26 protein-coding genes are annotated in these 24,463 nt (G+C 66.0%); 9 read left to right on the top strand and 17 right to left on the bottom strand.

The annotated features are described in order from the left end of the window. Positions 1-162 precede the first annotated feature (162 nt). The gene (ctrA, locus tag FGU64_RS07730; protein WP_136359092.1) at positions 163-858 is read left to right on the top strand and encodes a cell cycle two-component system response regulator CtrA; all 696 of its coding nucleotides are present in this window, start codon (positions 163-165) and stop codon (positions 856-858) included. A 99-nt stretch (positions 859-957) separates the two neighbouring features. On the opposite strand, the gene FGU64_RS07725 is transcribed toward ctrA, so the two are convergent. Together FGU64_RS07725 and FGU64_RS07720 are read right to left on the bottom strand one after the other, a co-directional pair. Then, positions 958-1,326 carry a response regulator gene (locus FGU64_RS07725; RefSeq protein WP_136359090.1) on the bottom strand — a complete coding sequence of 123 codons (369 nt, stop codon included), beginning with the start codon at positions 1,324-1,326 and terminating at the stop codon, positions 958-960. 206 nt (positions 1,327-1,532) lie between these two features. After that, on the bottom strand, positions 1,533-2,162 hold the full coding sequence (locus FGU64_RS07720) for a histidine phosphotransferase family protein (protein WP_136359088.1): 630 nt from the start codon (positions 2,160-2,162) through the stop codon (positions 1,533-1,535). 367 nt (positions 2,163-2,529) lie between these two features. Between FGU64_RS07720 and FGU64_RS07715 the strand changes: the two genes are divergently transcribed. Both FGU64_RS07715 and FGU64_RS07710 read left to right on the top strand, forming a co-directional pair. After that, positions 2,530-3,060 (top strand): EipA family protein, encoded by a 531-nt coding sequence (locus FGU64_RS07715; RefSeq protein ID WP_230978806.1) that lies wholly within the window; start codon positions 2,530-2,532, stop codon positions 3,058-3,060. A 101-nt stretch (positions 3,061-3,161) separates the two neighbouring features. Further along, on the top strand, positions 3,162-4,289 hold the full coding sequence (locus FGU64_RS07710; RefSeq protein ID WP_348639788.1) for a hypothetical protein: 1,128 nt from the start codon (positions 3,162-3,164) through the stop codon (positions 4,287-4,289). Between the two features lie 18 nt (positions 4,290-4,307). Here FGU64_RS07710 and FGU64_RS07705 read toward each other — a convergent pair whose 3' ends face one another. The 6 genes from FGU64_RS07705 to FGU64_RS07680 all read right to left on the bottom strand — a co-directional run bounded on the left by FGU64_RS07705 (position 4,308) and on the right by FGU64_RS07680 (position 8,998). After that, positions 4,308-5,111, bottom strand: a complete 804-nt coding sequence (locus FGU64_RS07705; protein WP_139951977.1) for an RNA methyltransferase — start codon at positions 5,109-5,111, stop codon at positions 4,308-4,310. Positions 5,112-5,160: 49 nt separating this feature from the next. Continuing rightward, positions 5,161-5,499: a metalloregulator ArsR/SmtB family transcription factor gene (locus FGU64_RS07700; protein WP_139951974.1), complete on the bottom strand. Its 339-nt coding sequence runs from the start codon at positions 5,497-5,499 to the stop codon at positions 5,161-5,163. 160 nt (positions 5,500-5,659) lie between these two features. Continuing rightward, a complete protein-coding gene (locus FGU64_RS07695) occupies positions 5,660-6,418 on the bottom strand; it encodes a HugZ family protein (protein ID WP_139951971.1) in 759 nt (252 codons plus the stop codon). A 45-nt stretch (positions 6,419-6,463) separates the two neighbouring features. Beyond that, positions 6,464-7,627 (bottom strand): CaiB/BaiF CoA-transferase family protein, encoded by a 1,164-nt coding sequence (locus tag FGU64_RS07690; protein WP_139955299.1) that lies wholly within the window; start codon positions 7,625-7,627, stop codon positions 6,464-6,466. 14 nt (positions 7,628-7,641) lie between these two features. Next, the gene (locus FGU64_RS07685) at positions 7,642-8,403 is read right to left on the bottom strand and encodes a 3-hydroxyacyl-CoA dehydrogenase (RefSeq protein WP_139951969.1); all 762 of its coding nucleotides are present in this window, start codon (positions 8,401-8,403) and stop codon (positions 7,642-7,644) included. A gap of 70 nt (positions 8,404-8,473) precedes the next feature. After that, positions 8,474-8,998 (bottom strand): N-acetyltransferase, encoded by a 525-nt coding sequence (locus FGU64_RS07680; protein WP_139951966.1) that lies wholly within the window; start codon positions 8,996-8,998, stop codon positions 8,474-8,476. 270 nt (positions 8,999-9,268) lie between these two features. On the opposite strand from FGU64_RS07680, the gene FGU64_RS07675 reads away from it, so the two are divergent. Next, positions 9,269-10,255, top strand: coding sequence for a glutathione S-transferase family protein (locus FGU64_RS07675; protein WP_136359074.1), 987 nt, complete (start codon positions 9,269-9,271; stop codon positions 10,253-10,255). A gap of 12 nt (positions 10,256-10,267) precedes the next feature. On the opposite strand, the gene FGU64_RS07670 is transcribed toward FGU64_RS07675, so the two are convergent. Then, positions 10,268-10,753, bottom strand: coding sequence for an NUDIX domain-containing protein (locus FGU64_RS07670; RefSeq protein ID WP_230978802.1), 486 nt, complete (start codon positions 10,751-10,753; stop codon positions 10,268-10,270). A 68-nt stretch (positions 10,754-10,821) separates the two neighbouring features. On the opposite strand from FGU64_RS07670, the gene FGU64_RS07665 reads away from it, so the two are divergent. Beyond that, entirely contained in the window at positions 10,822-11,751 is a 930-nt protein-coding gene (locus FGU64_RS07665) for a metallophosphoesterase (RefSeq protein WP_139951963.1), read from the top strand. On the opposite strand, the gene FGU64_RS07660 is transcribed toward FGU64_RS07665, so the two are convergent. From FGU64_RS07660 to leuA, 4 genes are all read right to left on the bottom strand, one after another. Continuing rightward, a complete protein-coding gene (locus tag FGU64_RS07660) occupies positions 11,735-12,355 on the bottom strand; it encodes a hypothetical protein (protein WP_139951960.1) in 621 nt (206 codons plus the stop codon). The two genes, FGU64_RS07665 and FGU64_RS07660, sit on opposite strands and share 17 nt — an antisense overlap. A gap of 69 nt (positions 12,356-12,424) precedes the next feature. Beyond that, complete coding sequence (locus FGU64_RS07655) at positions 12,425-13,195, bottom strand: alpha/beta fold hydrolase (protein ID WP_139951957.1); 771 nt, start codon at positions 13,193-13,195, stop codon at positions 12,425-12,427. 37 nt (positions 13,196-13,232) lie between these two features. Beyond that, positions 13,233-14,975 carry a hypothetical protein gene (locus tag FGU64_RS07650; protein WP_139951954.1) on the bottom strand — a complete coding sequence of 581 codons (1,743 nt, stop codon included), beginning with the start codon at positions 14,973-14,975 and terminating at the stop codon, positions 13,233-13,235. Positions 14,976-15,120: 145 nt separating this feature from the next. After that, complete coding sequence (leuA, locus tag FGU64_RS07645; protein ID WP_139951951.1) at positions 15,121-16,860, bottom strand: 2-isopropylmalate synthase; 1,740 nt, start codon at positions 16,858-16,860, stop codon at positions 15,121-15,123. 380 nt (positions 16,861-17,240) lie between these two features. On the opposite strand from leuA, the gene FGU64_RS07640 reads away from it, so the two are divergent. Both FGU64_RS07640 and FGU64_RS07635 read left to right on the top strand, forming a co-directional pair. Beyond that, positions 17,241-18,407, top strand: a complete 1,167-nt coding sequence (locus FGU64_RS07640) for an ATP-grasp domain-containing protein (RefSeq protein WP_139951948.1) — start codon at positions 17,241-17,243, stop codon at positions 18,405-18,407. 4 nt (positions 18,408-18,411) lie between these two features. Beyond that, entirely contained in the window at positions 18,412-19,185 is a 774-nt protein-coding gene (locus FGU64_RS07635) for an alpha/beta hydrolase-fold protein (protein ID WP_139951945.1), read from the top strand. A gap of 35 nt (positions 19,186-19,220) precedes the next feature. On the opposite strand, the gene FGU64_RS07630 is transcribed toward FGU64_RS07635, so the two are convergent. Beyond that, positions 19,221-19,628 (bottom strand): VOC family protein, encoded by a 408-nt coding sequence (locus tag FGU64_RS07630; protein WP_139951942.1) that lies wholly within the window; start codon positions 19,626-19,628, stop codon positions 19,221-19,223. Positions 19,629-19,842: 214 nt separating this feature from the next. Between FGU64_RS07630 and FGU64_RS07625 the strand changes: the two genes are divergently transcribed. Next, positions 19,843-21,321 carry an MATE family efflux transporter gene (locus FGU64_RS07625; RefSeq protein WP_139951939.1) on the top strand — a complete coding sequence of 493 codons (1,479 nt, stop codon included), beginning with the start codon at positions 19,843-19,845 and terminating at the stop codon, positions 21,319-21,321. On the opposite strand, the gene FGU64_RS07620 is transcribed toward FGU64_RS07625, so the two are convergent. The 3 genes from FGU64_RS07620 to FGU64_RS07610 form a co-directional block, all read right to left on the bottom strand. Continuing rightward, complete coding sequence (locus FGU64_RS07620) at positions 21,311-22,399, bottom strand: AbrB family transcriptional regulator (RefSeq protein WP_139951936.1); 1,089 nt, start codon at positions 22,397-22,399, stop codon at positions 21,311-21,313. The two genes, FGU64_RS07625 and FGU64_RS07620, sit on opposite strands and share 11 nt — an antisense overlap. A 9-nt stretch (positions 22,400-22,408) precedes the next feature. Then, entirely contained in the window at positions 22,409-22,708 is a 300-nt protein-coding gene (locus FGU64_RS07615; protein ID WP_139951934.1) for a putative quinol monooxygenase, read from the bottom strand. 113 nt (positions 22,709-22,821) lie between these two features. Then, the gene (locus FGU64_RS07610; RefSeq protein WP_139955298.1) at positions 22,822-23,262 is read right to left on the bottom strand and encodes a DsrE family protein; all 441 of its coding nucleotides are present in this window, start codon (positions 23,260-23,262) and stop codon (positions 22,822-22,824) included. Between the two features lie 88 nt (positions 23,263-23,350). Between FGU64_RS07610 and FGU64_RS07605 the strand changes: the two genes are divergently transcribed. After that, a complete protein-coding gene (locus tag FGU64_RS07605; protein WP_139951932.1) occupies positions 23,351-24,451 on the top strand; it encodes a hypothetical protein in 1,101 nt (366 codons plus the stop codon). Positions 24,452-24,463 lie beyond the last annotated feature (12 nt).

Genomic DNA, 24,463 nt, shown 5'->3' with positions numbered 1-24,463 from the left:
TTTGGATTCAAGTGAGTGTAGAAGATGGTTAAAAAATCTGATATCGCTTCGCATAGGGAATCATGTTTTGTTAACCATTGAGTGGCAGCTTCGGTTCAGGCAATCACTGCTCCGGTCCCGGATGGGGCGCGACGTGGGTTCGGCAGCAGAAAGGGGAATGACATGCGTGTTCTGCTGATAGAAGACGACAGTGCAACCGCACAGAGCATCGAACTGATGCTGAAATCCGAGAGTTTCAACGTCTATACGACGGATCTCGGCGAGGAGGGCGTGGATCTCGGAAAACTCTACGACTACGACATCATCCTGCTCGACCTGAACCTGCCCGACATGTCGGGCTACGAGGTGCTGCGCACGCTCAGGCTCTCGAAGGTCAAGACGCCGATCCTGATCCTTTCGGGCATGGCCGGCATCGAGGACAAGGTGCGCGGCCTCGGCTTCGGCGCCGACGACTACATGACCAAGCCTTTCCACAAGGACGAGCTGGTCGCCCGCATCCATGCCATCGTGCGCCGTTCGAAGGGCCACGCCCAGTCGGTCATCGCCACCGGCGAACTAATCGTCAACCTGGATGCCAAGACCGTCGAGGTCAGCGGACAGCGGGTGCACCTGACCGGCAAGGAATACCAGATGCTGGAGCTGCTCTCGCTGCGCAAGGGCACTACGCTGACCAAGGAGATGTTCCTCAATCATCTCTATGGCGGCATGGACGAGCCGGAGCTGAAGATCATCGACGTCTTCATCTGCAAGTTGCGCAAGAAGCTTGACGCGGCTTCGGGCGGGCAGAACTACATCGAGACGGTGTGGGGCCGCGGCTATGTGCTGCGCGAGCCGGAAGACATCCGCGAAAGCGCCTGACAACCGAACAGGCAATGGCGAGCGGCCAATTGAGCTCGCCAAATCTTTTCAAGGCCGTTGACGATCGTCAGCGGCCTTGCTGCTTTTTCGCTGTCCGCTTCAAGCCGCCACGTCGAGCGAGCGGAACCGCTCCAGCAACTGCGCCCGGTTGAAGGGCTTCAGCATATAACCTTGGGCGCCGGCGCGCTTGGCGCGCATGATGGCGCCGACATCCATTTCGACCAGGGAAATCAGGATCTGCGGCACCACCGGGGTTTCGATCGACCGTACCGAACGGATGAAGGCGGCGGTCTGCATGTCGGGGAGGGTGCCATCGACGACGATGACATCGGGCATCTCGGCCGCGCACATATCGAGCGCGCTGGCGCCGCTTTCGGCCTCGACCACGATCAGGTCGGGTCCGCCGAGAATGCGCTTGGCGACCTTGCGGATGACGCTCGACGCGTCGACGAACATGCAACGTTTCATGTGCGGACCCCTCTTGACCGCATCGCTTTTACCGAAAACCGGCCTCCACTTTCCGGCGCGATGCCTTGTCCTCCGCACAGGATAGGCGGACCCCGGTAAAAAAGCCGAAAAGGCTTTGGGTAAAATTTTTGCAAAGACCGCCGGCAAGGGCGGTCGATGCAACCGGGAGGTGAAGGGACGGAGGGACGCTATCCGAGGCCGTCGGATCAGGCGGCGGTCAGGACGATCTCGTCGGAGGTGGCGTGGATGGTGATTTCCATGGCGGCTTCGCGCGCCAGCAGCAGGGTGTAATAGGGCTGCACCGAATGGGCGTCGATCGGCTCCTCCGGGCGGTTGCCGGAATGGAGCTCGAGGAATTTCGGCGGCACGCGCAGCATCGGGCCGCTGGCCGTGAAGGTGAAGCGCGGCTGGGTGTCGAGGTCTTCGAGCGCAACAGTGATCTTGCCGCCGCGCGGGATCGCGGCGTTGGCGATCAGGATCAGGTTGAGCAGCAGCTTGACCTTGTTCTTCGGCAGCAGCGCGCGTGCGCCCGTCCAGGTCAGTTCGGGCTTCTCGTTCTTCAGGAAGGCTGTCGCCACCGCTTCGGCATCGCCGGTGTCGATCTGCATGCCGGCGGAGCCGGCGGCGCCGAAGGCGATGCGGGCGAACTGCAGGCGGGCCGAGGCGTTGCGCGCGCTCTGGCGGATGAGGTTCATGGCGTCTTCGTCGGCGCCCCCCTCGTCAAGCAGCTCAAGGCCGTTGTTGATGGCTCCCACCGGAGAGATGATGTCGTGGCAGACGCGGCTGCACAGGAGCGCGGCAAGATCTGTGGCGGAGAGCGAGAAAAGGTCGGCCATAGGCGAAGGTCCTTGCAAAATCAGACGATATCAAAACGACGGCACGTCGTCGCGGTCCCCGCACGGATACCGTTTCCCCTCGGGTTCCTCGATGTACGATACATATGTGTACAGGAGTAAATCTGGAATTGCCGAAATTGCAAATCATTCGGCAGGCGACAGGACGTGCGGCCCTCGAACCGCCATGTTCATGTGCGAGCTTAATGGTTGAAAAAGGATTACGGCCTAGTTTGCCGTTCAAGAATCACCTTAAGCGGCCGATCAAGAGCCGTAGGGTGCGAGGCGTCGGCGAAGGTGCTCCCTGACGGAGATTGGAAGCATGCTTTCCCGATTCGGCTCTCCGAGCCTTTTGCGTTTCATCGCCCTGATGGTTGCCCTTGGCGGGCTGGTTGCTTTTTCGCCGGCGGCGCGGGCGCAGGAATATACGGCGCAGGAGATCGTCGATTCCGGCCACCGTTTCTTCGGCGAGACATCGGGGGGCCTTGCGACGGTGGTGGAGAAGATCTTCGCCTCCTACGGCCTGCCCAACGGCTATCTTTTGGGAGAGGAGGGGTCCGGCGCGATCATCGGCGGGCTGACCTATGGCGAAGGCACGCTCTACACGAAGAATGCCGGCGACCATAAGGTCTACTGGCAGGGGCCCTCGCTCGGCTGGGATTTCGGCGGCAACGGCTCGCGCGTGATGATGCTGGTCTACAATCTCGATGACGTCGGCAGCCTCTACAACCGCTTCGGCGGCGTATCGGGCTCGGCCTATGTCGTCGCCGGCATCGGCTTCAACGTACTCAAGGCCGGCAACGTGCTGCTCGTGCCGATCCGCACCGGCGTCGGCGCCCGCCTCGGCGTCAACCTCGGCTACCTGAAACTGACGCAACAACCGACCTGGAATCCGTTCTGACCGGCACTCGAGCCTGGCCTCGGCTCTTGCCGGGGCCGCCGATTTCGGCCATGCCAGAAGGACGGGTGCCGGCGGATCGCCGGCCGTCCCAGGGGTAAAGCGTGTTGGTCCAGTCGATCCTGTTCTTCGTGCTCGGCCTGCTTTGTGCCGGCTTCCTGACCGTCCTGGTCGCGCCGGCTGTCTGGCGCCGGGCGGTGGCGCTGACGCGCAAGCGCATCGAGTCGACGATGCCGCTCACGCTGGCCGAGATCCAGGCCGACAAGGATCGCGTTCGCGCCGAGTTCGCCGTTTCCGTGCGCAAGCTGGAAGTCGAGACGAAGGCCCTCAAGGAAAAGCTGGCGGCGCAGCTGGTCGAAATCGGCCGTGCCGGGGAAGACCTGAAGGCGCTGGCCGCCGAAGGCGAGCGCAAGGACGGCGCTCTTGCCGCGCTTCAGGCCGGCAAGGAACAGGTGGAAAAGGCCCTTGCCGAGCGTGACGGGCAGCTTCGCGATCTCACCGGCAAGGTCGGCGAGACGGAGCACCTGCTGCAGGAACGCGCCAGGGAATTCGACAAGCTCGGCCAGATGTACGACGAGGCCAGCTTCTCGTCATCGAACCGGCAGATCGAGCTTGTCGCGCGCGAAGCGGAACTGGAAAAGCTCGCCGCCGAGATCGCCGCGCTGCGCAACCAGCGCAAGGAGGCCGACAAGGCCAGGAGCGACGCGCTGGCCGAGAGCAAGTTGGGCCGCGAGGCATTGGCGGCCGAACGGAAGAAGGCGGCGGAGTTCGAGAAGAAGCTGGATCGCCTGATGGCGACGGTCGCCGATCGCGACGACAAGCTGGACCGCCGGGAAAAGGAACTGGCACGCCTGCGCGGGGTGGCACAGGGCGACACTGGCGCAGCCGGACAAACGCCGCAAGGCGGCGAGGCCGAGCGCGAGCGGCTGGAGGCGAGGCTGACGGCGCTCTTGCGCGAAAACAAGCGCCTCAAGGCCGATCTCGCCGCCGCCACGGCAGGTAAGGCCGAGCTGCTACCTGTGAGCGGTGGCGCGGCTGCGCTGCGCGAGGAAATGCATGATCTGGCGGCGGAGGTCGTCACCCTTGTCATGAAGCTGGACGGTCCGGATTCGCCGATCGCCAAGGCGCTTGCCGCGCCGGCCGGTGCCCAGGACGGCGCGCGGATGATGAGCCTTGCCGACCGCGTGCGGGCGCTCCAAAAGGAAGGGCAGGGGGAACCTTCCCGGTCGTAGCCCCTGCGCCGGTTTCCGTCAGTCGGAACCATCAAAGAAGTGGTGCAGCGCGACGGCGGAAGCGGCCGCCACGTTGAGGCTGTCGAACCCTTTGGCCATAGCGATGCGCAGCGTCCGCATCTGCCCCAGCAGGGGTTCGGGCAGGCCCTCGCCCTCGGTTCCGAGATAGAGCGCTACCCTGCCGCGATGCCGGGCCTGCCGGATGTCGAGGTCGCCGCGCGGCGACAGGGCGAAGCTGTCGAACCGGCTTTCAGCCAGCAGTCCGGTAAAGGCACCGACGTCGGGGATAACGGCGAACGGCACCTTGAGGGCTGCGCCGACCGAGACGCGGATCGCCTTGCGGTAGAGCGGATCGCAGCAGGTCGGATCTAGGAACACTGCGTTGGCGCCGAAGGCTGCGGCGTTGCGGAAGATCGCGCCGATATTGTCATGGTTGGCGATGCCGACGAGCACCAGCACCAAAGCGCGCTCGGGCAGGGCGGCGAGCACATCCGCGGCCGGTATTTCCTGCCCCTTGCGGCCGATGGCGAGGATGCCGCGGTGCATGGGAAAGCCGGCGATGCGGTCCATGACGGCTGCTGAAACCACGTAGACGGGCAGGGCGGGCGGCGCCTTTTCCAGAATGTCGGCGAGGCCGGCCAGCCGGTTTTCCAGGACCAGCACCGATTCGGCCTCGAAGCGGCTGCCGGTCAGCAGGACGTCCAGCACGACCTTGCCTTCGGCGACGAAGCGGCCCTGCCGCCCGGCGAGGTCGCGCTCACGTATGTCGAGGAAAGCGGCGACCCGTGGGTCGGCGGGATCGTCTATGCGAATCGGTTCCATCGCGGTCCAGCAGTTCGTGCCGCCGGATAGGGCCGATGCCGCCGGGCGGTCAAGTTCCCGTCGCGTTCAGATGCAGCGGCGCCGCCTCACGGCCCGACGCGGAAAACAGCGTCGCCAAAAGGTCCAGCAACTGCCGTACCGCATCGGATTGGCAGGAATAGTAGATCATCTGGCGGTCGCGGCGCGTCTCGACCAGGCCGAGGCCGCGCAGTTTCGCCAGATGCTGGGACAAAGCGGACTGGCTGAGCGCCACGCGCTCGGCAATGGTGCCCACCGACAGTTCGTCGTCGATAAGGTGGCTCAGGATAGCGAGCCTTTTTTCGTTGGCCATCAAGGCCAGGAATGCCGCCGCAGCCTCGGTGTCGGCGATCAGCTTGTCGGAAGCCATCGTTGCCCCATAATCTCAATGACCCGGCATGCCATGGGGGCGCTGGCGTCCGCTGGTCAGATTGTGTGCCGCATCACGCTGCCATTGGCAGGTGCGCTTCGAACCGTAGACCATTCCGCTCAAATCTCAACCCATGATCGAAACGTTGCGGTCAAGCCGTCTACGCGGCGCGGCCGGCTTTCGCCATTTCGACAAGCTTGACGCGCAGGTCCTGTGCGGCGGCGAGCTGTTCGGGAAAGGAGACGCGCCGCACCTCGTCGCCGCGCGCGAGGTCCATGCCGTCGGCATCGAAGCCCGTCAGCACCCAGCCGTCGCCGGTCGCGCCCGCATAGTGGCTGGCATAGATGTCGATGGCCTCGCGATGGTCGGAATTCATGTGGTCAAGCGCGCCCTGCTCGCTGGTGGCCAGCGCCTCGGTCACCGGACCAGCGACAATGAGATCGTCGCGCTTGAACAGATAGGCCTTGCCGAAGCCGCCGTTCAGGCTGGCGCGTTCGAGTTCCAGCCGGAAGAAGGAGAAGTCGCCCAGCCCGACGTAAAGCTTGGCCTTCGGGTTGCGGTTGAGATAGCGGCGTTCGGCGCGGGCATGCTCCGGCGTGCCGCGCTCCAGCCTGGCGGCGCGGCAGACCAGCGTGATGCGCGGATGCGCCAGCGCGTCGCCCTTGCCGGGCTCGCCGACCAGCAGCGAGCAGCGCGGATCGGCGAGCAGCGCGCCCGTGTGGGCCGAAAGCATGGAAATCAGGATCAGCGGCGTGCCGTCGAGGTCGGTGGCGACGCCGACCCGGCTTGCCAGCGGCGTTCCGGTTTGCGGCTCCAGCACCGCCAGCGCGCCGAAACGGGCGCTGCGCACCAGCGTTCTGGCCTGCCTGATCGCCGCCGCGTCGGTTTCGCGGATGACGTCCTTCTTCGGTTCCTGCACGGCGGTCCTCGTAAAGTCTACTTATTCAATCCAGTTATTGGCCAGTTATTGAACAAGTATGCCGCTGCTGACAAGCCCCTCGGTTTCCTTCACGGTCAGACCGAAGCGCGCCAGCGCGGCAGCGAGCGGTTCGCGGCCGTCGCCCGGCGGGCCTGCGATCGCGGAAGGCGTCCGCGAAAAGCGCGGCGCCGGGGCAGGGCGCTCCAGAGTGCCGGCCTTCGCGAATGTCCGGCGGGCGCGGTTGTGGGGATGGTCCTTCGCCTCTGCCAGGCTCAGCACCGGCGCCACGCAGGCGTCGCTGTCGGCGAAGGTCGCTGTCCATTCGTCGCGCGTTTTCAGGAGGAAGCGGCCGGCGATTGCCGTGCGCATGTCTTGCCATAGGCCGCGGTCGTACTGGCCGGGGACGAAACGCTCGTCCAACGGCAGCAGGTGGGCGAATTCGGCGAAGAATTGCGGCTCCAGGCAGCCGACGGCGACATGGCGCCGATCCGCCGTCTCATAGGTGTCGTAGAACGGCGCGCCGCCGTCGAGCAGGTTGACGCCGCGCGCATCCTGCCACAGGCCGGCCGCCATATAGGCGTACAGCGGCGCCGACAACATCGCCGCGCCCTCCACCATGGCCGCGTCGACCACCTGGCCCTTGCCGGTGCGGCCGCGCTCGACCAAGGCCGCCAGCACACCGCCGACCAGCATCATGGTGCCGCCGCCATAGTCGGCCACCAAGTTGAGCGGCGGCAGCGGCTTGTCCTGCGGGCCAATCGCGTGCAGGGCTCCCGACAGTGCCAGATAGGTGATGTCGTGGCCGGCGCGGCCGGCGAGCGGGCCGTCCTGGCCGAACCCGGTCATGCGGCCGTAGACGAGGCCGGGATTGGCGGCCGCGGCCTCGGCCGGTCCGAGGCCGAGCCGTTCCATGACGCCCGGCCTGAAGCCTTCGATCAGGATGTCGGCCTTGCCAAGCAGGCGCAGCATCAGGGCCCGTCCCTCAGGGCGCTTCAGGTCGGCCTTGAGGATGATGCGGCCGTGGCGATCGAGATCGTATTCGGGCGGCAGCGACAGGAACGGCCGCCCGGCGTCGGTGCGTTCGATGCGCAACACCTCGGCGCCCATTTCCGACAGCATCAGGGCGGCCAGCGGCACCGGGCCGAGGCCGGCCATTTCCACCACGGTCAGGCCGGCCAGTGGGCCGGATTTCTGCGGGACAGGCCCCATGGCCAGCATGCCGGCTATTTCGGTGCCATGCGGATGGCGCCGTCGAGGCGGATCGTCTCGCCGTTCAGCATCTGGTTGTCGACGATATGCAGGGCAAGGGCGGCATATTCCGAGGGCTCGCCGAGGCGGGGCGGGAAGGGGACAGCGGCGCCGAGCGAATCCTGCACCTCCTGCGGCATGCCGGCCATCATCGGCGTCTTGAAGATGCCGGGCGCTATGGTGCAGACGCGGATGCCGGAGCGGGCGAGGTCGCGCGCCACCGGCAGCGTCATGCCGACGACGCCCCCCTTCGAGGCCGAATAGGCGGCCTGGCCGATCTGGCCGTCATAGGCGGCGACGGAGGCTGTGTTGACGATGACGCCGCGCTCTCCGCCTTCCAGGGCGTCCAGCTTCGACGCCTGGTCCGCGAACAGGCGGATCATGTTGAAGGTGCCGACGAGGTTGACTTCGAGCACCTTGCGGAACTGGTCGAGCGGGTGCGGGCCGTCCTTGCCGACGGTCTTGACGCCGATGGCGATGCCGGCGCAGTTGACGAGGATGCGGGCGGGGCCGGCCTTTTCTGTCGCCTCGGCAATTGCGGCAGCAGCACTGTCGGCGCTGGACACGTCGCATTGCACGGCGACGCCGCCGATCTCGGCGGCGACCCTGGCGGCGCGATCCGCCCCGAGGTCGAGCACGGCCACCTTGGCGCCGCGCGCGGCCAGCGCCCGCGCCGTGGCTTCGCCGAGGCCGGAGCCGCCTCCGGTGACGATCGCTGTCTGGCCGCCTGGGTTCATATCCGTCTTCTCCCGATGATGAATGCCGATGCTATGGGGGTGCGGGCGCGGGCGCAACCGGTAGAGACGGTCAGGCCAACTCGTCGGTCGGCACGGCGTCGGCGTGGTGGACCATGCCGGTCAGCTTCGCTACCGCGCCGCGCTTTATTTCGTGGGCCAGTACGCGGTCGTAATCGACGGGCCTCGGCATGGCGATCTGACCACGCGGGATGCGGGTGAAGCCGAGCGGTCCGTAATAGGGCTCGTCGCCGACGAGGATGACGGCAGGGACATGCGCCTTGGCGGCGGCTTCCAACGCCATCGCCACCAGCCGGCGACCGATGCCGACGTTCTTGTGCGTGGGGCGCACCGCCAGCGGTCCGAGCATCACGGCGCTTCCCTTGCCGGCGACGATGCGCGTCATGCGCACGGATGCGACGACGGCATTCCCGTCCATTGCCACGAAGGACAGCGCCCGCTCGTGCGGCCCGCCCTCGCGGATCTTGTAGGCGGCGCGCGCAAAACGCCCCGGCCCGAAGGCTTCCTCGTTGATGACGTCGATTTCGGGGTCGTGCGCCGGTGTTTCCGGCAGGTAAGCGATGTCGGCAAGGCTCATGGTCTTTGCGTTCCGGGGTACGGGAAAGGATTGCTGCACGAAGGCAGCGTTCGCCAATGGCGCGCCTCAGGCGCGGGCGTCCTTTCGTCGTCGGTCGAACCGGAGCATGGCAAAGATATCGAACATGATGGTCTCCGCTAGCATCAAATTCCGGTGCCCGCAATCGGGCTTTTGCGCGGGCGTATCGGTTGACGGTGCGTTTCCCCGCTCGCGCTTTTGCCGTGTGGGGCGATGGCCTACATGGACGGCAGCAAACGAAAGGAAACGACGATGGGCCTTCTGGTCGACGGCAAGTGGCAGGATCGCTGGTACGACACCAAGGAAAGCGGTGGCCGCTTCGTGCGCGGCCAGTCGCAGTGGCGCGACTGGGTGACGGTGGACGGGAAACCGGCCGAGGGCCGTACGCGCGGCTTCAAGGCCGAGCCGGGGCGCTATCATCTCTACGTCTCGCTGGCCTGCCCGTGGGCGCACCGCACGCTCATCTTCCGCAAGCTCAAGAAGCTAGAGGACGTCATTTCCGTTTCCGTCGTCCACTACCACATGGGCGAGAACGGCTGGACGTTCCTGGCCGAGGAGGGCGCGACCGGCGACACGCTCTACGGTCTGGAATTCCTCCACCAGATCTACACCAAGGCCGATCCGGCCTATTCCGGCCGCGTCACCGTGCCGGTGCTGTGGGACAAAAAGGAACAGACGATCGTCAACAACGAGTCTTCCGAGATCATCCGCATGCTGAACTCGGCCTTCGACGAATGGGGGGATGCCGGTATCGACCTCTACCCCGAAGCGTTGCGCGCGGACATCGACGTCATCAACGCGGTCGTCTATCCGGCGATCAACAACGGCGTCTACCGCGCCGGTTTCGCCACCACGCAGGAAGCCTACGAGGAGGCGTTCGGCGAGCTGTTTTCGACGCTCGACCGGATCGAGGAGACGCTGTCACGCCAGCGCTACCTCGTCGGCGACCGCATCACCGAGGCGGATTGGCGGCTGTTCACGACGCTGGCGCGCTTCGACCCGGTCTATGTCGGCCATTTCAAGTGCAATCTGCGCCGCATCGCCGACTATCCGAACCTGTCGAACTATCTGCGCGAGCTTTACCAGGTGCCGGGCGTGGCCGAGACTGTGAACCTTCTCCACATCAAGGGGCACTATTACGGCAGCCATAAGACCATCAACCCGACCGGCATCGTGCCGGTGGGACCGGAGGTCGACTATACGGCGCCGCACGACCGTGCCCGCTTGCTCGCCGGTTGAGTAGTAGGCCGATTACCAATCGGGCGAGGGTGGCGCGTCGCCGAAGACCTCGGCGATGCGCCTGAGCGTCGCCGGCGTCACGCCGTCGGGCAGGCTGTCGAGGGAAAAGAAACCGGCTTCGGCGATCTCGCGGTCCGGCAGCTTGGGCGCCGACTGGCTGAACGCCTCGACGAGATAGAAGGCGACGTGGTCGCGCGGGCTGGAGCGGCGGTTGAAATGGATCGACCGCAACTGCGGCTGTGCCGTCAGCGTGATGTTGGCCTCCTCGGCGATCTCGCGCGCCAGCGCCTCCTCCATCGTCTCGCCGCGCTCGACGCCGCCGCCGGGAAGCTGCCAGCCGGGCACGTAGGTATGGCGGATGAGGAAGACCGCGTTCGCCGCGCGGTCGAAAATCAGGCCACGCACGCCGAGCGTCATCGGCCGGCTCAGCACGAAATAGAGATGGAACAGTTTCGCACGCAGGCCCGGCCAGCCGGTCTGGCGGAATGCCGTTTCCACTTGGCTATCCGTCATCGGGTGCGAAACCATGTGTGGAAAGGCGCGCATCCGTCCCGTAAGAAAGGGATATGTTCCGGCTTGCGCATATTTCCGACGTCCATCTCGGCCCCCTGCCTCCTGTAACCTATCGCGACCTCGCCTCCAAGCGGGTGGTCGGCTACGTCAACTGGCAGCGCAACCGGCGCCGGCACATGCACGACAGCGTGCTTGAGACGCTGGTGGCCGACATCAGGGCGGCCGGGCCGGATCATCTTGCCGTCACCGGCGATCTGGTGAACCTCGCTTTGGACGGCGAGATCGAGATGGCGCGGTTGTGGCTGGAAACGCTGGGTTCGCCCGCCGACGTGTCGGTGGTGCCGGGCAACCACGACGCCTATGTTCCGGGCGCCTTCCACAAGGCCTGCCGGGCGTGGGGTGCGTGGATGACCGGCGACGACGGCCATGCGCCGGTCGACCGCAACGGCTTTCCCTATCTGCGCGTGCGCGGGCCGGTGGCGCTGATCGGCGTCTCGACCGCGCGCGCCACCGCACCCTTCATGGCCAACGGCTTCTTCAAGGAAGGGCAGGCGGCGCGCTTGGGGACGATACTGGAAGAGACGGGCAGGCAGGGCCTTTTCCGCGTCGTTATGATCCATCATCCGCCGCTGCGCGGAGCGGTGTCGCCGCAAAAGCGCCTGTTCGGCATTTCCCGCTTCCAGAAGACGCTGGCCCGCCACGGTGCCGAACTGGTGCTGCACGGCCATTCGCACCTGCCGACATTGGGCTGGTTGGGCAAGCGCGGCGCGCGCATTCCTGTGGTCGGTGTCGCCGCCGCCGGGCAGGCGCCGGGTGGCCGGCATCCGGCCTCGCAATACAACCTCTTCGAGATCGACGGATCGCCGGACGCCTGGCGTATCCGGCTGACACGGCGCGGCCTTTCGGGACCTGCGCTGCCGCCGGCCGATCTCGAGACGGTCGAACTTGGCGTCGAGCCCGAGGCGGTCAGAAGCTTACCTTGATCGCCGACAGCCGGTCCCAGAACAGGAGGGCTGCAAGCGCCAGTCCGACAAGGGCGCCGGCGGTGACGATGCCGAGGGTGGAGAAGACGGTCGGCCAGAAGCCGGCGTTCCCCTGGCCGGCCAGTCGCATCGGCGGCTCGGCTTCGGCGACCTGCGGTCGCGAGAGACCAGCCGCAGGTTCGGTGCCGCCTTCCATCAATCGCTCGCGCTCCACCACGCGTTCGGCGACATAGCGCGTCACATGGTCGGCAACTGTCTTCATGTCGGCCGATTCGGCCAGCACCACGCGGCCGATGCGGGTATCCTTGAGGAAACGGTAGGTGCGGCGGTCGCGGCCCATCGCGACATGGGTGACGGCGTCGATCCACAAACGCGGCTGCAAGCCGGAGGAGACGGCGAAATCGAAACTGTCGTTGTCGGCCGGCACGTCGGCGAAGACCGGCGCCAGTTCTGCCGCCAGCAGGTCGAGGCGCATGCGATGAGCCTCGCGCAGGTCGACCACCACGTCGTCGCGGTCGGCAAGGGCGTTCTTCACCTCGCGCACAGCGTCGGAAAGCTTTCGCGACGGATCGATGGGGGTCACATTCTCGCCTGCGTCCTGCATCGGGCTGCCTCGTGGTTCGGTTAACGGAGAGTTAACACAGAAGCGTGGCCAATGCACTCGTCATGGCGGTCAGGGAACGGTTTGCAACAGGTCAGAGCGGATCGCCTCGACGACGGCTTGCGGCGTCTCCTCGATCAGCATGTGGCCGGCGCGCGGCAGCCGGCGGACGGCGAAGGCGGCCGGAAGCCGGTCCGCCTGCGCGGCGGGAAGGACGGGATCGTCCGTTCCCCACAACACCTGCACGGGCATGGCGAGCGAAGCGAGAAGATCTGCCGGGATGACGCCCTGGCGCCCGTCGCGGGTGATCGCCGCCGCGATCTCCGCCAGCCGGCCGGTCTGGCCCGGCACGCCGCGCATCGCCAGCAAGGCCTCGATGGTCGCGGCAGGGGACTTGGCGTCCGGCCCGGACATGGCGGCGAGGCACGCGGCCAGCTCATCGGCGCTGTCGGCGAGGGCGTAGCGGGCGAGCAGCGGGGCGTCGATCTCCGGACCGACGCCGCCCGGCGCCAGCAGGGTCAGCGAGGCGATGTGCCCGGGCGCGGCCAGCGCCGTCAGCATGGCGACCGCGCCGCCCATGGAGTGGCCGACAAGATGGACGCGGGGCAGGCCGCGCGCGGCGATATCCGCCGCGATGGCCTGCGCCGCCTTGCGTGGAGAACCGGCATCGGGGACTTCGAGCGAGGCGCCATGGCCCGGAAGATCGTAGGCGAGGATGCGGGCCGTTTCGCTAAGATCGGCTGAGATACCGTCCCACACGCGATGGCAGGCGCCGAAGCCGTGCAGCAGGGCGATCGTGCGGCTGCCGGTGCCGCGCTCGGATGCGAAAAGCGATACCGTCATGGACGGTCAGGGTCGCTGACAGGAGAGGGCGGATGCCTCAAGAGGCGCCTCCGAGCCCTGCTGACCGCAGGGCGTCCACCAGCCGGTCGGTCAGGTCCGCGGGATATTTGCGCTGGATGAAGGTCCTGCGCGGGTTGGCGACGAATTTGGGATAATCCTTCGTCAGTTCGGCCATGATCGTGCGCTTGGCTTTGTCGTCGCCGGTGGCATCGGCGACGATGAGGCGCGCGGCGAGATAGTGCGACTTGGTGGACGCGCTGGTCAGCGCCTCGGCGGCATCGCCGGCGCGTCGCATGTCGCCCTGCATGAACGCGCCGACGAACAGGCCGAAATCCCACCATGACGGATGGCTGCTGGAAGCTTCGACCGCGCGGGTGACGATCGGCGTGCCTTCGCGATAGCGGCCGGCGAAGATCAGCGCATAGCCGTAGGACGCGGCCATCGACAGGTCGTAGGTGTTGAGTTCGTAGGCCTTGCGCATCCAGCGGATCGACTCGTCGGTCTTGCCCAACCGGGCATTGACGTAGCCGTAGATCCGGTGCGCGTCGGGGCTGGTGGCTCCGTTCTGCACCGCCTTGTGCGCCAGAACCATTGCCTGCTCGAGGGTGGCGTTCGGCGGATAGAGGTAGCGGTCGGTCACCGTCTCGACATGCAGCGAAGCCAGTTCCGCATAGACCAGCGAGGATTTCGCGTTCTGGTCGGCGAGCGCCTGCAGGCAGCGATAGGCCGCCTCGTGCGTTTCCTCGTTCTGGTCGAGATAATAATCCTCGTTGAGCAGCAGGCAGCGAACCAGCCCGGTCTGTGCGCCGCTTTCCTCGATGGCCGTGTAGATGGTGCCGGAGGCAGGGGCGGTGGTGCTCAGCAAGTCGGCGATCCGATCCTCGACCACGGCGGGAGCGGCATCGGCCCGGCTCAGCTTTCGCGACAGCAGGACGCGGTCGGTCGCGACGTTCTGCAATTCGATGGTGACGCCGCCCGCCTCCGGGCCGGGCAGCAGCTCGTAGACGAAGCTGGTGGCGTCGGCCGAACGGTCGCGGTCGGCGCTGACGTCTCGACCGATGAACCTGATCGTCTCGAAGCTCGTCAGGCCGGCGCGCAGGGCGGCGGCGACCCTGTCCGCTTCCGTTCCGCCCGCCTTCACGGCGAGGTAGACGGTGGGCAAGGCTTCCATGGCGGACGCCGCCCTGATGCTCGCAGTGGCCTCCGAAGCCTCGGCTTCCGCCGCCGTCGTGTCGGAAAGAAAACTGCCCTGCCGCACGATCAGCACGCCGAGCATGCCGATGACCAGCGCGATGGCGAGCCAGATGAACTGGATCTGGCGCATCAGAAGCGGCGAGGCCTGCTGCATGGCTGCGGCACCGGCAGCCAGCGGCAGAGGGGTAGTCAGGGTATCGGGTGCGTTCCGGGATGAACCGGCCTGCGGCGGGCAGGAGCGATCCTCCTTCTGCTCATAGACCGGAACGTAGGAACCGCGCGGGACGGTGATGCGGAAAGCGTCGCCGGCGCCTTCGGTTTCGGAATATAGCTGCAACAGATCGCGCAAGCGTCCCGCCTGCACCCGCACGACCGCATCCGTCGCGGAATCGAAATCGGCGTCCTTGCCGAAGACGTCGACGGCTATGGCAAAGCCCTTGAGCCGGTCGGCTTCACCGGCCTGCTCGCGTTCGACCAGATATCGCAAAAGGTCGCGCGCACGCTCGGAGCGTGCGAACGTTTCGCTGGCAAGCACCCGTTCCAGCGTCTCGCGCACTGCGGGGGCAGCAGGCGTGGAATGCCGCAAGTGTCGGACCTCTCCAGTCGGCACAGAGGGAGTCCAATCTTATATAGCGCCAGCCCCGGGCGACAAGCGTTTTACCATGCGAAACGCCTGTTTCCCCCGGCCGAAAAGTTCCGGCCGGAGGACGATTTCGGCAAGCGGTCGATTCTTAACGACTTTGTCCGACAATCCGGTTTGCCGCCGACACCACGGCTTCCAGCGAGGCGGCGGAAATGTTGGTGTTGATGCCGGCGCCGAACAGTTTGCCGCCGGGATGCTCCATCTCGACATAGGCGATGGCCGAGGCGTTGGAGCCGCGCTGCATCGAATGCTCGGAATAGTCGAGCACCGACATCGCCACGCCGACATGCTTGGACAGCGCGTCGACAAAGCCGTCGATCGGGCCGGTGCCGGTGCCCGAGATCGTCACCTCCCTGCCGTCGTCGAGGATCGTCGCCTCGACGATGCGGCGGCCTTTGACCGCCGTATCGGGATAGGTGCGGTGCTCGATGTATTTCAGCCGCGCGCCGGGCTGCTCGACATAGGTCTCGAGGAACTGCTGGTAGATGCGCTTGACCGGCACCTCCTTGCCCTCGGCGTCGGTGATGGCCTGGATCGCCTGGCTGAACTCCACCTGCAGGCCGCGCGGCAGGTTGAGCCCGTAGTCGGCTTGCAGCACATAGGCGATGCCGCCCTTGCCGGACTGCGAGTTGATGCGGATGATCGCCTCGTAGGAGCGGCCGACGTCGGCGGGATCGATCGGCAGGTAGGGAACCTCCCACAATTCCTTGTTGGCCTTCTTGAGCGCCTTCATGCCCTTGTTGATGGCGTCCTGGTGCGAGCCGGAAAAGGCCGTGTAGACCAGTTCGCCGACATAGGGGTGGCGTTCGGGGATCTTCAGCTGGTTGGAATATTCGTAGACGTCCTTCATCCGGGTGATGTCGGAGCAGTCGAGCATCGGGTCGACGCCCTGCGTGTACATGTTGAGCGCCAGCGTGACGATGTCGACGTTGCCGGTGCGCTCGCCATTGCCGAACAGCGTGCCCTCGACGCGGTCGGCGCCGGCCATCAGGCCGAGTTCGGTGGTGGCGATGCCGGTGCCGCGGTCGTTGTGCGGATGCAGCGAGACGATGATGGAGTCGCGCCTGTCGAGGTTGCGGCACATCCACTCGATGCGGTCGGCATAGGTGTTGGGCGTCGCCATCTCGACGGTGGAGGGCAGGTTGAGGATCAGCTTGTTGTCGGGCGTCGGCTCGACGATCTCGATGACCGCGTTGCAGATCTCCAGCGCCACCTCGAGTTCGGTGCCGGTGAAGCTTTCGGGCGAATACTGGAAGCGGTAGCCGCGATGTCCAGGTTCCTTGGCTGCTTTCGCGGCCATGTCGGTGATCATCTTCGCCGCATCGGTGGCGATCTTCTTGATGCCGCCGACGTCCTTCTCGAACACGACGCGGCGCTGCAACTCGCTGGTGGAGTTGTAGAAATGGACGATCGGGGTCTTGGCGCCCTGAAGCGACTCGAAGGTTCGCGTGATCAACTCCGGCCGACATTGCACCAGCACCTGCAAGTCCACGTCGTCAGGCACATTGCCTTCCTCGATGCACCAGCGGGTGAAGTCGAAATCGGTCTGGGAAGCGGAGGGGAAGCCGACCTCGATTTCGCGAAAACCCATGTCGAGCAGCAACTGGAACATGCGCGCCTTGCGCTCGTGGCCCATCGGGTCGATCAGCGCCTGGTTGCCGTCGCGCAGGTCGACCGAGCACCAGATCGGCGCCTTGTCGATGATTTTGTCGGGCCAGGTGCGGTCCCGGAGGCCGACGGTGGGGTAGGGGGCGTATTTGCGGGCGGCGTCCGGCATGCCCTTGGCCGCCGATTGCGTATCGGCGTGGATTTCCTGTCGTGCGTTCATCGTCTTGTTCTCCCGGCTGCCTGCCGAACCGGCCACGAGGCCGTCGCGGTGACAGGCATTGCCTTATCGGATTGTGGTTCGCTGGTTACGATTTGCCAAGGAGCATGGGTGCCGTGCGGCGAAACGACCGCCGGGCGCTCCTTCAGCGAGCCCGGCGATCGCCGATAAGGCCGAGAAGCAGAAGGGTCGCGGAAAGCGCGCGCAGCGTCTCGCCGGCGAAACCGGTCGGACGGTGTGCTGCGGTGCGGCGCGTGATCATGGCGGCTCTCTTACAGGAGGGATCGGCGGGAGGCAAGCGTTTGCCGGGCGCTCGAAACCCTTTCCCGGTTCGCGCAAATGCGCCACACTCGCGAACGCGCCGATCGTTCAGGGGGATGCCCATGAATTTCGTGTTCTTCTCGCCGCATTTTCCGGCCACCGGCGCCGAATTCTGCGACCGGCTGAGGAAGGCGGGCGCCACGGTGCTCGGCATCGGCGACGCGCCGTACGACTCGCTCTCCGGCAAACTCAAGGACGCGCTGGCGGAATATTACCGCATCGCCGACATGGAGGACTACGACCGGACTTTTCGCGCGATGGGGCATTTCATCCACCAATGGGGCCGCGTCGACCGCTTCGAATCTCTCAACGAGCACTGGCTGGACCTCGAGGCCGGCATCCGCACCGACTTCAACATCGAGGGCATCCGCCTCGACTACGTGCAGAACATCAAGAAGAAGAGCCGCATGCGCGCCGCCTTCCGCAAGGCGGGCGTCAACGTCATCGCGCAGCGCAAGACGTCCGAGCGCTCGGGTGCGATGGAGTTCATCCGCAAGACCGGCTACCCGGTGGTGGTCAAGCCGGATTCCGGCGCGGGCGCGGCGCATACCTACAAGATCTCCAACGCCGCCGAACTGGACGAATTCTTCCGCATCAAGCCGCCCGGCATGAGCTTCGTCATGGAGGAGTTTATCGATGGGCTGGTCGTCACCTATGACGGGCTGGTAGACCGCGACGGCGAGATCGTCTTCGCCGCCTCGACCAAGTACGACGACTCCATCATGGACGTCGTCAACAAGAACAAGCACATGAGCTACACCTGCCGGCCCGAAATGCCGCCGGAGGTGGAGGAGGCGGGCAGGAAGATCGTCAAGGCTTTTGCCCTGAAGGAGCGCTTCTTCCACATCGAGCTGTTCGAGACGAAGGATGGCCGCATCGTCGCCTTGGAGGTCAACATCCGCCCGCCGGGAGCATGGATGACGGACGCGATCAACTACTCCTTTGACATCGATATCTATGCCGAATGGGCGAACATGGCGGTGAAGAACGCCACCTGTGGACCGCATAAGGGCAGGTATTTCACCGCCTATGCCAGCCGCAAGGACCACATCGCCTATTTGCACGACCACGCCGACGTGCTAGCCGCGCACGCCGACAAGATCATGCGCCACAACGCGATCGAGCCGGTCTTCAGCCGGGCCATGGGCAATTATGCCTATCAGATGCGGTCGACCGACCCGCAGGCGCTGAGGGACGCGGTCGCCTATATCCACGCCCTCAAGGGTTGAACCGATGGACATCTCCTACCACAGGCATTTCAGCCGCAGCCTGGGCCGCGACATGGAATACAAGCGCTACGGCCATGCGGGGCGGCCGGTGGTGGTGTTTCCGACCTCGCAGGGGCGTTTCTATCAGTTCGAGGATTCCGGCGGCGTCGGCGCGCTGGCCGAATTCGTCGATACCGGCCGCATCCAGCTTTTCACCGTCGATGGTGTCGATTCCGAAAGCTTCTTCGACAAGGGCGGCGACGTCCGGCAGCGGATCGGCCGGCATGAAGCCTATTTCGCCTATGTGCGTGAGGAGGCGCTGCCGGTCTTCGCGGCCACCGCGGCGGGCGCCAATGGCGGGCGCATGCTGAAGCCGCTGATGACGGGCTGTTCCATGGGCGGCTTCCATTCGTCCAACTTCACCTTCCGCTTTCCCGAACTGGTCTGCGGCGTGATCTCGCTGTCGGGCGTCTATTCGACGCGCGGTTTCCTCGGCGACACGCTGGAAGGCGCGGTCTACTACAATTCGCCGCTCGACTACCTGCCGGGCATCGAGGGGGCGATCCTCGATCGCATCCGGGCGCTGCGCATGGTGTTCTGCTGCGGGCAGGGGAAATGGGAAGAGCCCATGCTGGTCGAGACCCGCGCCCTGGAAAAGGTGCTGCAGGCCAAGCGTATCCCGGCCTGGGTCGACTACTGGGGCGGCGACGTCGACCACGACTGGCCGTGGTGGCACAAGCAGCTTGCCTATTTCTTCGGCCGCTGGCTGGACGAGGATCTGAAGCAGCGGCTGGATTGAGAAGGACGCCCCTCCGAAGGAGGGCGCCTCGCCTTTCATTTCACCGTCAAGACGACCGATTCCGCCGATCTCTCGGCCGGGCCGTGGTGGACGGCCTCGACATTGTTTCCGTCGGGATCGAGCAGGAAGGCGCCGTAGTAGCCGGGGTGATAGGGCCGTTCGCCAGGCGCCCCGTTGTCGCGACCGCCGGCTTCCAGCCCGGCGGCGTGGAAGCGGGCCACCGTCTCCCGGTCCGGCGTCTGGAAAGCCAGGTGCACGCGCGACGTATAGCCGTCCGCGGCGTCGATCCACAGCTCGTCGGCGCTGAAGAAGGTTTCCCCTTCGTGGATCGCGTCGCCGCGCCCGATGGCGGTGAGCACGGCCCGATAGAAGTGCTTGCTCGCTTCGAGATCGCGGGCGCGCAGATGGATGTGGTCGATCAGACGGCCTCGGTGGAATTGCATGACGGTCCCTCCGGTTCATGGGCGGTTGCCATTCCTACCGGTCAATCCGCTCGCAGGAAATTGGTCCGGCTCTCTCTGCTGACATCCGGAGACGGTAGCCCGTCCGATTATTTTACCCGGATAATATTGACGCTGTGCAACCCACGGTGCATAAGCCAGCGCCTTGCGGTAGCCTGCCGGGGTGCCGAATCCCCCGACACGGGGCCGACCTGCCATGAATGAGACAAGAAGCGGCCGTTCCCGCGACCTGACTTCCGGTCCGATCGCCAGCACGCTGCTCATTTTCGCGCTGCCGGTGCTGGGCGCGAATGTGCTGCAATCGCTCAACGGCTCGGTCAATTCCATCTGGGTCGGCCGTTTCCTTGGCGAGGCGGCGCTGGCGGCGACCTCCAACGCGAACCTGGTGCTGTTCCTCATCCTCGGTACTGTCTTCGGCATCGGCATGGCGGCGACCATCCTGGTGGCGCAGTCGGTCGGCGCCCGCGACTGGGCGCATGCACGGCGCATCGTCGGCACCAGCGCCACCTTCTTCTTTGCCATTTCGGCGCTGTTCGCCGTCTGTGGCTGGATCTGGGTGGACGGCATCCTCGGTCTGCTCGGCACGCCTGCGGACGCGCTGCCGCTGGCCCGTTCCTACCTGCGCATTCTCTTTATCGCCGTACCGGCGGCGAACCTGCTCTCCTTCCTCATGACGGTGCTGCGCGGCGCCGGCGATTCGCGCACGCCCTTCTATTTCATGCTGATGGCGGTGGCGTTCGACATCGCCCTCAATCCGCTGCTGATCGCCGGCATCGGTCCGTTTCCGCGGCTCGGCATCGCCGGCTCGGCCGCCTCGACGCTGATCGGCCAGGTGGTGAGCGTGGCGGCCCTGCTCGTTCTGCTCTACGCGCGCAAGCATCCGCTCACCCTCGCCGGCGCCGATCTCGCGCTGCTGCGGCCGGACCCGAAGCTGCTCAGGATCGTCGTCGCCAAGGGCGTGCCGATGGGCCTGCAGATGATCGTCATCTCGGTGGCGGCGCTCACCATCATGGGGCTGGTCAACAGCTACGGCTCGCGGGTGACGGCGGCCTACGGCATTGCCGCGCAGCTGTGGACCTATGTGCAGATGCCGGCGCTGGCCATCGGCGCCGCCGTCTCCTCGATGGCGGCGCAGAATGTCGGGGCCAGGCGCTGGGACCGCATCGACCGCATCACGCTTGCCGGTGTCGGCTTCAACATGGTGCTGACGGGCGTGCTGGTGGCAGTGCTCTATCTGTTCGACCGGCCCGTGCTCGGCCTGTTCCTGGCGCAGGACACCGCTGCCATAGACATCGCCGAGCACGTCAACGACATGGCCTCTTGGTCGTTCGTGCTGTTCGGCATCACCATCGTTCTGTTCGCCACGGTGCGGGCTACCGGCGCGGTGATGCCGCCGCTCATCATCCTGGTCTTCTCGGTGCTCCTGGTGCGCACCGGCTTTGCCTACTGGATGCGCGACATCATGGGGGAGGATGCGCTGTGGTGGAGTTTTCCGGCCGGCTCGATCTGCTCGCTGCTGCTCGGCCTCGCCTATTACCGCTTCGGCGGCTGGCGCTCCATGCACATGATCGAGCAGGAGCGTCCGGCGGCCGGAGAGGCACCGGATACCGGGCTCGGCGTGCCGCGCGAGCGGGCTGGGCTCGGCCTCGATGCGCCCGAAGACACTACTCCCTGACCGTCCGCGCGATCAGCCGGGCTATGCTTGGACCCAGCACGAGCACGATCAGGAAGCGCACCGTCTGTAAGGCCATGACGAAGGAGATGTCGACGTTGTCGGCGGCGGCGGCGATGATGGCGATGGAATCCATGCCGCCCGGACTGGTGGCGAGATAGGCCGTCAGCGGGTCGATGCCGAGCGTGCGGCTGATCAGCCAGGCGACGCCGCCGCATATCGCGATCAGCACGAGGATAGCGGCGACGATCTGCGGCAGCGCCCGTGTCGCGTGGCGAAGGATAGGCATGGTGAAGTTCAGGCCGATCGCCCAGCCGACCGCCGCGTAGCTGACGGCCAGCAGCCATTGCGGCAGCTGAAAGTCTATGCCGGCACCGAGGTGCAGCACCGTGCCGAGGATCATGGTGCCGAGGAAATAGGGCGACGGCAGCTTGAGCAGACGTCCCGCGCTGGCGCCGACCAGCGCGATCAACAGCGTCGCGGCGAAGGGTTTCGGGTCGATTGCGGGGAACCAGACGGTCGCAGGCACCTCGACGCCGGAGGTGTCCACCCATAGGCGCGCCAGGATGGCGGCCGCCATCGAGACGAAGATGACGCGCAGGTACTGCATGAAGGCGACCAGCCGCTGGTCCGCCCCGAAGGCGCCGGCCATCAGCACCATCGCGGTGGCGGCGCCCGGCGAGGAGCCCCAGACGGCGGTGGTGCCGGGCAGGATGCGCCAGCGGCTGATCAGCCAGCCGAGCAGGCTGGAGGCGACCAGCGTGGCGGCGACCGCGCCGAGGATGAGCGGCCAGTCGGCTACGAAGGTCGGGAAGATGCCGGGAGAGATCGAAGCCGCGACGAGGCAACCGACGATCGCCTGCGCGGCACCGAAGGCAAGGCGTGGCACCCGGACGGTGGCGCCGTTGATGCCGGCCACGATACCGGCCAGCATCGGCCCGATCAGCAGCGCAGCCGGCAGGGCCGCCGCTTCCAGTGAGCCCGCGCCGAGCAGCGACAGGACGAGGATGACCAGCCATTGGGCGGCCGGCGCGCGCGCGGTGAGACGGCCGGGTGGCGGCGCTTGCGAAATGCCATCCATTGCGGCGGGTCAACCCGCCAGCATGGTTACGCCGCTGACCGGCTCCGTCTCGATCTGGATGTCGAATCCGGTGACCAGCGGCCTTGCCCGGGCAATCGCCGCCTGCACCTCGGGCAGGGCCAGCGACGCCTTGTGGCTTTCGGCGTCGGTCCACACTTCGGTGATCCAGATGGCGGTGGTGTCGGCGGGGTCGCGGGCGACGATATAGCTCAGGCAGCCCGGCAAACCGGTCGTCGCTTCGCGGAGGATGGCGAGTACTTCGTCCCGCTTGCCGGTCGCCGCACGCATCTTTCCGATCAGGCCATACATACGCGCCTCCCTTGTCCTGGCGGCCGACCGCGCCGCCGGGGCCGGACGGGTCCGATTCTGCTAGTTTAGAGCATGATCGGATTCCGGCAACGTGTGGTGACGGCGTACGTCGTTCAAGGCCGCAGATAGGCGTAGCCTTCTCTCTGCAACTCAGCCAGCCTGACGACGCCGCCCTGCTCGGCGCTGACGAAGCCGTCGAGCAGGTCGGCGAGCGCGATATCCATGCCGTGCATGGTGTTGGCGCAGGCCTGCGGGGCGAGCCCGTCCTTCACCAGGCCGGCGAAACGGCTGACGACGGCGGCGGAAGCGCCGGTGGTACGGAAAGCGGCCAATGCCGGTCCATGCACCACCAGCACGATCTCGACGTTGCCGCCGGTGCCGTCATAGTGGTTCCTGATGTTGCCGAGCACGAAGGCGACCTTGTCGGCATCGCTGAGATGGTAGGCGACCCTCTGCTTGACGGGGCTTTGCTGCGTGGCCGCATGCGCTTGGCCGAGGCCGAAAAGCGCGCCGGCCGAGGCGAACAGTCCGCGGAACATGTCTCGGCGCAGCATGGCGGCTCCTCTCCCGTCCGGTGGACGCATGGTCATGACGACGATCCTAGCATAAAATCGCCGCCATCCTGTTGCGGCGGAGGCGGGCATGGCGGCGGTGAGGGGACTGGCGGGCATCGGAGCCGGCGCGGCGTTGTGGCTGGCTCTGGCGGCATCCGCCTCGGGCCAGCAAAGCGGCAAGGCGTCCGGCTGGCAGGCGCTCGAGGCCGACGGTGCGGAAGCCTGCTTCGGCCGCGTCTATGACAAGGCCCATCTGAAGGCGCATCCGAACCAGAAGGTGCAGCGCATTTTCTTCTATCGCGGCGGCGATCCGGTCAGCCACCCGAACGAGGAGCCGAGTTCCGGTTCCAGCTACGACAGCTATCTGACGACGACGGAACGCGGGGCGAAGAAGCCCGATTGGGTCGGCGCCTGGTGCAGGGCGGGCGTCGACGAGGACGGCAATCCCCAGGGCATCCATTGCGGCATGGAATGCGACCGCACGCTCGCCTCGCTCCGGTTCGACGCCAAGGGGCGGCTGATCGTGGAGAAATTGGACCGTTACGTCTATCTCGATCCTTCCGAGACGGCGGAACTCGAAGAGGAGCAATACGAGAAGCTGGCGCTGGGCACCGACGACGACGGCTTCGCGCTCGAGCGCCGCCCGGCGGCCGAATGCAAGGCCGAGTTCGCCAAGGTCGATCCGATCGATCCTGCCTTGGGCGAGCCGCTCCGCGTGCGGCTGAAGCCGGATCGGCCCTTCTGCTTTGGCCGCGACTACACCGCCGCGCATCTCGCCTCGAACCCGGAACAGGTGACGAAGACCATCCGCGTCTTCCGTGGTCCCTCCGAACTGGCGTCCTACGCGACAGCCGGCCGCGACCTCGACAACTGGCCGAACGGCGCCGACATCATGGTCTCGGTCGCCACGCGCAAGGCGTCCGGCACCTCGGTGCAGAGCTATTCCTGCGACGGGGAGGGCGACCAGTGGCGTTGCGTGGCGACGACGAAGACCAGCGACGCCGATTGCGACATTTCCTCGCGTGAAATCTATCTGAGGCGCGGCGCCAAGGGCACGATGATGCTGTCCAACCCGGCCAACGGCCTGCCGCTGATCGACTTATGCTCGGCCGAGGCGGCGGAAGCGACGGCTTCCGACGACAGGATTTATCGGCTCGAGCCGATGCAACCGGCCGAGTGCGGATTGTGAAGTAGCCTCGTT

The sequence above is a fragment of the Mesorhizobium sp. 8 genome, from assembly GCF_006351905.1.
Classification (GTDB): Bacteria; Pseudomonadota; Alphaproteobacteria; order Rhizobiales; family Rhizobiaceae; genus Mesorhizobium; species Mesorhizobium composti.
This window is presented reverse-complemented; position numbering and strand designations above follow the sequence as displayed.